The sequence below is a fragment of the Paraburkholderia sp. EG286A genome, from assembly GCF_040965375.1.
In the GTDB taxonomy this organism is placed as follows: domain Bacteria; phylum Pseudomonadota; class Gammaproteobacteria; order Burkholderiales; family Burkholderiaceae; genus Paraburkholderia.
This window is the reverse complement of record NZ_JBFRCB010000010.1, coordinates 304,797-312,436: the sequence shown is the minus strand read 5'-3', so window position 1 is coordinate 312,436 and position 7,640 is coordinate 304,797. Positions and strand designations below refer to the sequence as shown.

At 63.5% G+C, this 7,640-nt stretch carries 4 protein-coding genes and 1 rRNA gene; 3 read left to right on the top strand and 2 right to left on the bottom strand.

The features are described 5' to 3' along the window. Positions 1 to 9: 9 nt before the first annotated feature. Positions 10 to 123 (top strand): 5S ribosomal RNA (gene rrf, locus AB4Y35_RS36325). Between the two features lie 96 nt (positions 124 to 219). Here rrf and AB4Y35_RS36320 read toward each other — a convergent pair. Further along, positions 220 to 798: a pyridoxamine 5'-phosphate oxidase family protein gene (locus tag AB4Y35_RS36320; protein WP_368708200.1), complete on the bottom strand. Its 579-nt coding sequence runs from the start codon at positions 796 to 798 to the stop codon at positions 220 to 222. 10 nt (positions 799 to 808) lie between these two features. Continuing rightward, positions 809 to 1,513: an SDR family oxidoreductase gene (locus AB4Y35_RS36315; protein ID WP_368708199.1), complete on the bottom strand. Its 705-nt coding sequence runs from the start codon at positions 1,511 to 1,513 to the stop codon at positions 809 to 811. A 199-nt stretch (positions 1,514 to 1,712) separates the two neighbouring features. On the opposite strand from AB4Y35_RS36315, the gene gcvA reads away from it, so the two are divergent. Continuing rightward, positions 1,713 to 2,615 carry a transcriptional regulator GcvA gene (gene gcvA / locus AB4Y35_RS36310; RefSeq protein ID WP_368708198.1) on the top strand — a complete coding sequence of 301 codons (903 nt, stop codon included), beginning with the start codon at positions 1,713 to 1,715 and terminating at the stop codon, positions 2,613 to 2,615. 173 nt (positions 2,616 to 2,788) lie between these two features. Further along, positions 2,789 to 7,630: an NAD-glutamate dehydrogenase gene (locus AB4Y35_RS36305; protein WP_368708197.1), complete on the top strand. Its 4,842-nt coding sequence runs from the start codon at positions 2,789 to 2,791 to the stop codon at positions 7,628 to 7,630. Positions 7,631 to 7,640: the final 10 nt, after the last annotated feature.

Here is a 7,640-nt window from a genome sequence, read left to right as displayed (position 1 = left end):
CCCGTCATGCCTGATGACCATAGCGAGCTGGTCCCACCCCTTCCCATCCCGAACAGGACCGTGAAACAGCTCCACGCCGATGATAGTGCGGATTGCCCGTGTGAAAGTAGGTAATCGTCAGGCTCCTCATGCAGTAACGTCCAGAACCCCGGTGTCTCCGAAAGAGCACCGGGGTTCTGGCGTTTACGAGCTTTAAAAAATAAAAACCAGCTCTCCAATTCATGGCGCCAGCGAGGTCCCGCGCCATTTCCCTTCTTCGAACACCAGACTGGCCCGCCTATGCCCTGCGGGATTCAGATCGAGGTAGTCAATGCTCGATACGGTCACATCAATCAGGCAGAAGTTTTCGAATCCCGCCGATGAGTCGGGATCTTCGGCGAACGTCGTTGCATGCGCCTCGGTGGGAGACGCAACCGGTGTCGCGGGCGCAAGCGGCGAGCGATAGACGATCAACGTCCGAGGTCTGCTCGCGTCCCAAACCGCTCTCGTTTCCGAGGGCGCCTCGACGACGTTCGCAACGCCGTGCAGCCTTATCTGGATCCCGCCGTCGAGATCACAGCCGACGAGCGATATGCGCGGGTCGCGCCTCAATTCGGCCACCTTTGTAGACCGCACGTCGGTATGAAACATGACGGAACGCTGCTCGCGCGAGACACGGCGCAACACGACCGTCCGCACGGCAGGCGCACCATCTAGCGCGATCGTCGCGACCTGCAGCATCGTGAAGGGCGAACGCTCCTTTCCCGCATTGGCGCCTGCGTACAGGCGTGCCCAGACCTCGTCGACGACCTGATCCATATTTGCCGCGTCACAGAGCACGCACGATGCCGCCGTCGACACGGATATTTTGCCCCGTGATGTACCCCGCGGCATCCGACAACAGGAACGCGACCGTCTGTGCGATCTCCTGTGTCTTCCCGAAGCGGCCAACCGGAATGCGGGCGACGATTTCGGGCGTCTCGGGCCAGCTGTCGATAAACCCCGGCAACACGGAGTTGATTCGAATATTGTCCTTCGCGTAGCGATCGGCATAAAGGCGCGTGAACGAACTCAACGCGGCGCGCAGCGCAGAAGAAACGGGCATGGCCTGCTCAGGCGCATCGGCGGCAAAGCTCGAAATGTTCACCACTGCGCCGCCGCCTTGCTCGAGAAACGCAGGCGTCACGCGACGCAGCACGCGAGCGACGTTGAGCACGATGAGATCGAGCCCGAGGTGCCACTGTTCGTCGGCGACAGAAAGCAGATCGCCCTTCGGTGGATGTCCCGTGTTGTTCACCACAGCGTCGATGCGGCCATACTTTGCGAGCGTTTCGCCGACGAACCGGTCGATACAGTCCGGCTCGGTTACCGAGCCCGTAAAGCCGAATCCGCCAAGCTCTTTCGCCAGTTCGGCCGCACTGCCGGAGGGCGACATCAAGGCCAGACGGTAACCGCCGGCTGCCAGTTCACGGGCGATCGCCGCGCCCATACCCTTGCCGGCTGCCGTGATGAGTGCGACTTTTTCTGCTGCCATGGTGCTCCCTCCCTGAATGGAATTCAGCGCGTTAGAGCCGCGCTGCATGGGGTTTCGTTCAGAAACTCTATGGCGTTATGATTCGATTGTCGAATGATGTTTTTTATGGTCTGACAATAAAATTTCTGCTGGCTTGCCGTTGGAATACTGCTGGCTGATCGCCGGCTTCCCACAGCCAATATACCCGTTGAAGCATTCATTGAAACCACGTCACCTGCCGCCGCTGAATGCGCTCCGCGCGTTCGACGCCTCCGCCCGGCACCTCAATTTCCGCCTCGCGTCCGAAGAACTCGGCGTCACCCAGGGCGCCGTCGCGCAGCAGGTGCGGGTGCTCGAAGAAGCCCTGAATTTGCCCCTTTTCGCGAGGGGGCCGCGAGGTCTCGCTCTCACGACCGAGGGGCAGACTTACTTCGCCGCCGTTCAACGGGCGCTCACGATCGTCGCCGACGCGACCGCGGCGCTGAACCGTCGTTCGACGTCCCTCACGATCAGCACGACGCCCTCATTCGCTTCGAAATGGCTGATACCCAGGCTGGCAGAGTTTGGAGAGCAGCACCCGGACATCGACGTCCGGATCATTGCTGATTCGGGGCTGTGCAATTTCAGGTCCGATGGCGTGGATATCGCAGTTCGGCTCGGCAAGCCACCGTTCGCGAAAGGTCTCGTCAGCGACCTGCTATTTCCGCTGCAGGTGTTCGCCGTAGCCAGCCCGCAACTGTTCAAGCCCGATTACCCCGTACGCACGATCGCGGACCTGGAAAACTATGTGCTGCTCCACGATTCTCATGATCTGTGGCCGGAGTTTTTCAACGCCCTGGGCTGCACAAACACGCTGGGCGCGCTGAAAGGGCCGCACTTCAGTCAATCGTCGCTCGCCATCGATGCCGCCATTGCGGGGCAGGGCATTGCGCTCACGAGCGAACATCTCGTCGAGCGCGATATCGCGGCCGGAAGACTGCAACGCCTGTTCGAGTTTTCGTTGCCCCTGTCGCTGGGTTATTACATTGTCCTTCCACAGACCGGTGTCCGGTCGGAGACGAGCCAGAGGCTGCGCACCTGGTTGCTCGCCCAGTTCACATCCGCATCGAAAGCGGCGCCATAAGCGCGCTGAAGCGGGCGTACGCAGTCAGCAAGTTCTGCGCCACCAGCCGCATTGCAGTGCAGCGCCTCGCCGTGAGGCAGCGCGTGCGCACGCATTCATCGTTCGATCACCTTGCCGGTGCATAATGACTGAACCGCCGATGCAGTCGATGACTATCCGCCAAGGAGTTCGTCATGCTAGCGAGGAACGAAGAATTCGTCGCCCATCTGCTCTCCGACGTCATGGAATTTGCGCGGGCGCGCTTGCCCGAGCCGACGTTCCAGATCGTCGAGCCTTTCCTGCGGCACTACTACGATTTCGCCGACGCGGAAGATCTGCGTAGCCGCAGCATCGCCGACCTCTACGGCGCCGCCATGGCGCACTGGCGAACCGCGCAGCGCTTCGTGCCGGGCAGCGAGCGCATGCAGGTCTACAACCCGATCCTCGAACAGCACGGCTGGCATTCGGACCATACGGTCATCGAGATCGTGAACGACGACATGCCATTTCTCGTCGATTCGGTTTCCATGGCCGTCAACCGTCTGGGGCTCGCGCTGCATTCCGCGCTCCACCCCGTATTCCGCATCTGGCGCGGCAAGGACGGCACGATCGAGCGTGTGGACGAGGGCGGCGCCAGCGCCGGCGACGGGCACTCGCAACTCGCCTCGTTCATCCACTTCGAGGTGGACCGCTGCGGCGACGCAGCAAAGCTCGACGAATTGCGCAGCGACATCGCCAAGGTGCTTGGCGACGTGCGGGCGTCGGTAGAAGACTGGCCGAACCTGCTCGAGGCCGCGCGCACCACCATCAAGACGATGAAAGCGCGCGAAACGAGCGCAGAGGACATCGAAGCGCGCGCGTTTCTCGAATGGATGGTGGCCGACCATTTCACCTTCCTCGGCCAGCGCGATTACGCGCTGGTTGCGCATGACGGCGGCTACGCCCTGCGCGGCGTGGAAGGCTCGGGCCTCGGCATTCTGCGCGAATCGCTGCGCGCGCCGGGCACGCCCGACATCACGCCGTTGCCGCCCGCGGCGGTCGACATCATCAGCGGCGCGTGGCCCATTTTCCTGACGAAAGCGAACTCGCGCGCCACCGTGCACCGGCCCGGCTATCTGGACTACGTCGGGGTGAAGCTCGTCGGCGCAGATGGCAAGGTGTGCGGCGAGCGCCGCTTCGTGGGCCTGTACACCTCGACTGCCTATATGGTCTCCACCGCCGAAATCCCGATCGTGCGGCGCAAATGCGCGAATATCGTGCAGCGCGCGGGGTTCCTGCCGAAGGGCCATCTCGGCAAATCGCTGGTGACGGTGCTGGAAACCTATCCGCGCGATGAACTGCTGCAGGCGAGCGAGGACGAGCTTTTCGACATCGCGCTCGGTGTGCTGCGCTTGCAGGAACACCAGCGCACGCGGTTATTCGTGCGGCGCGACCGCTTCAACCGCTTCGTTTCCTGCCTCGTGTACGTCTCGCGAGACAAGTACAACACCGATCTGCGGCGGCGGATTGCCAACCTGCTCGTGGACGCCTTCAACGGCGTATCCGTCGAGTTCACGCCGCTGCTTTCGGAGTCGGCGATCGCGCGGATTCATTTCGTCGTGCACGCCGAGCCCGGCTCGATGCCCGAAGTCGACACGCACGAACTGGAAGCGCGGCTCGTGCAGGTCACACGCCGCTGGCAGGACGATCTGGCCGATGCGCTGCTCGATGCGTTCGGCGAAGAGCAGGGCACGAGTCTGTTGCATCGCTATGCCGATTCGTTTCCACCGGGCTATCGCGACGACTATCCGGCGCGCACGGCGGTACGCGACATCGAACTGATCGAGCGCGTACAGGGAACGCAGCGCATCGCGATGAATCTGTACCGGCCCATCGAGGCGGGGCCGCGTACGTTCCGCTTCAAGGTCTATTGCGCGGGCGAAGCGATTGCGCTCTCGCGCAGCCTGCCGATGCTGGAACATCTCGGTGTGCGCGTGGATGAAGAGCGGCCCTATGTGATCGAGGCGCCTTCTTGCGCGCCTGCGTGGGTCCACGATTTCGGCCTCGAACTCGCGGACGACGCCGAATTCGACATCGAGCGTGTGAAGGGCCTGTTCGAAGACGCATTCGAAAGCGTCTGGAACGCCCGCATCGAGAACGACGATTTCAACCGGCTCGTGCTGCGCGCCTATCTGAGCGCGCGCGAAGTCACGATCCTGCGCGCCTATGCGAAGTATCTTCGTCAGGTGGGCTCGACATTCAGCGACGCCTATATCGAGCGTGCGCTAACCGGCAATCCCGCGATCGCCCGGCAGTTCGTCGAACTGTTCGTACTCCGGTTCGATCCACGCGATTCACAGGCGCGAGAAGAACGCACTGCGCTCATGCTCAAGGCCATCGAAAGCGCGCTCGACCAGGTGCCCAATCTCGACGAAGACCGTATCCTGCGGCAGTTCCTCGGCGTGATCAATGCGACGGTGCGCACGAACTATTTCCGCCGCGAAGCCAATGGCGCAGAGCGGCCCTCGCTCTCGTTCAAATTCGATCCGTCGAAAGTACCTGGCCTGCCCGAACCCAAGCCGATGTTCGAGATCTGGGTCTACTCGCCGCGCGTGGAGGGCGTACATTTGCGCGGCGGGCGCGTCGCGCGCGGCGGCCTGCGCTGGTCGGATCGCCGCGAAGACTTCCGCACCGAAGTGCTGGGTCTCATGAAAGCGCAGATGGTGAAGAACGTCGTGATCGTGCCGGTGGGCTCGAAGGGCGGCTTTGTCGTGAAGAATCCGCCGCCGGCGAGCGACCGCGAAGCATGGATGCGCGAGGGCGTGGCGTGCTATCAGACCTTCCTGCGCGGCCTGCTCGATCTCACCGACAATCTCGTGAACAACGCGATCGTGCCGCCGCCCGATGTCGTGCGCCACGACCCCGACGACCCGTACCTCGTCGTGGCCGCCGACAAGGGCACCGCCACGTTCTCCGACTACGCGAACGCGATCTCCGCCGAATACGGCTTCTGGCTCGACGATGCTTTCGCCTCGGGCGGCTCCGTGGGCTACGACCACAAGAAGATGGCGATCACGGCGCGCGGCGCGTGGGAGTCGGTCAAGCGGCATTTCCGCGAAATGGGCGTGGATACGCAGGCCACCGATTTCACCGTGGTCGGCATTGGCGACATGTCGGGCGACGTGTTCGGCAACGGCATGCTGCTCTCGCCGCATATCAAGCTCGTCGCAGCCTTCGATCACCGCCATATTTTCCTCGACCCCAATCCCGATCCGGCCGTGAGCCTCGCGGAGCGCACGCGGCTCTTCGCGCTCGAACGCTCGAGCTGGGCCGACTACGATCCGGCCACGATATCGGCGGGCGGCGGCGTGTTCGCGCGCACCATGAAGACGATCCCGCTTTCGGCCGCGGTGCGCACGGCACTCGGCATCGAAGCGGCAGCACTTTCGCCGACCGAGTTGATTCGCGCGATCCTGCTGGCGAACGTCGATCTGCTCTATAACGGCGGCATTGGCACCTATGTGAAAGCCGCGCGCGAGACCAATGCGCAGGTCGGCGACCGCGCCAACGACGCCGTGCGCGTGAACGGCTCGGAATTGCGCTGCAAGGTCGTGGGCGAGGGCGGTAATCTCGGCGTCACGCAGTTCGGGCGCATCGAATTCGCGCAGCACGGCGGCCACATCAACACGGATGCGATCGATAACTCGGCAGGCGTGGATTGTTCGGATCACGAAGTGAACATCAAGATCCTGCTCGGACTCGTGGTGGCCGACGGCGAGATGACGACGAAACAGCGCAACACCCTGCTCGCGGAGATGACCGACGAAGTCGGGCTGCTGGTGCTGAGCGACAACTATTACCAGACTCAGGCGCTGTCGATCGCGGGCCGCTACGCCGTGGAGTTGCTCGATGCCGAATCGCGCCTCATGCGCTGGCTCGAACGCGCTGGACGTCTGAATCGCCATATCGAATTCCTGCCGACCGACGACGAAATCACTGAGCGCCAGGCCGCGAAACTCGGGCTCACGTCGCCAGAGCGCGCCGTGCTGCTCGCTTACAGCAAGATGTGGCTCTACGACGCGTTGCTCGACTCGTCCGTGCCGGAAGACCCGCTCGTCGCGGACTTGCTGATCGACTACTTCCCGCAGCCGCTGCAGCAGCGCTTTAGCGAACCCATGCATCGGCATCCGCTGCGGCGCGAAATTCTGGCGACGCATCTGACGAACGCGCTCGTGAACCGCGTGGGCTGCGCATTCGTACACCGTTTGATGGAGGAAACCGACGCACAGCCCGGCGAAATCGTGCGCGCATGCATCATGGCGCGCGACGTGTTCGGCCTCAATGACATCTGGCGCGCCATCGACGCGCTCGACAACCGCGTGCCCGACGACGTGCAGGCGCGCATGTTCGTCGACATCGCGCGGCTGCTCGAGCGCGCGGCGCTATGGTTCCTGCGGCATCTGCAAGCAGGCGCGGTGGATAACGATGGCGTGAGCACGCTGCTGGCGCGCTGCCGCGACGCCGCTCAGCGCCTCGCGCCGCAATTGCCGACGCTGCTGCCCGAAGCGGACCTCGAAGCGCTTTCGGCACGCCAGGGCGAGCTCGTGAAGGCGGGCGTCGAAAATGCGCTCGCGCTGCGCGTGGCGAGCGGGGACATTTCGGTAGCATTGCTCGACATCGCCGATGTGGCGGCGGCATGCGACCGCCCGCTGGAGCGCGTTGCGGCGGCGTACTTCGCCCTGGGCACGCGGCTCAATTACAGCTGGATTGGCGAGCGTGCGGCGACGCTGCCTACGCCGACGCATTGGGACACCATGGCGCGTGCGGCGGCGCTCGCCGAGGTGGCGCACCTCAAGCGCGCGCTTACCACGAGCGTGCTTACGCAAGGTTCCGAAGCCGCGGACGCACAAACGCTCGTGGACGCCTGGTGCGCCCAGCACGAGGCTGCGCTGGAGCGTTATGGGCAGCTGCTGACCGAGCTGCGCGCTTCGAGCGGCGTGAGTCTTTCCGTGCTGCTCGTGATCGTGAGGGCGATGGCGGCGCTCGAACGGGCTTGAAGACTCGAAC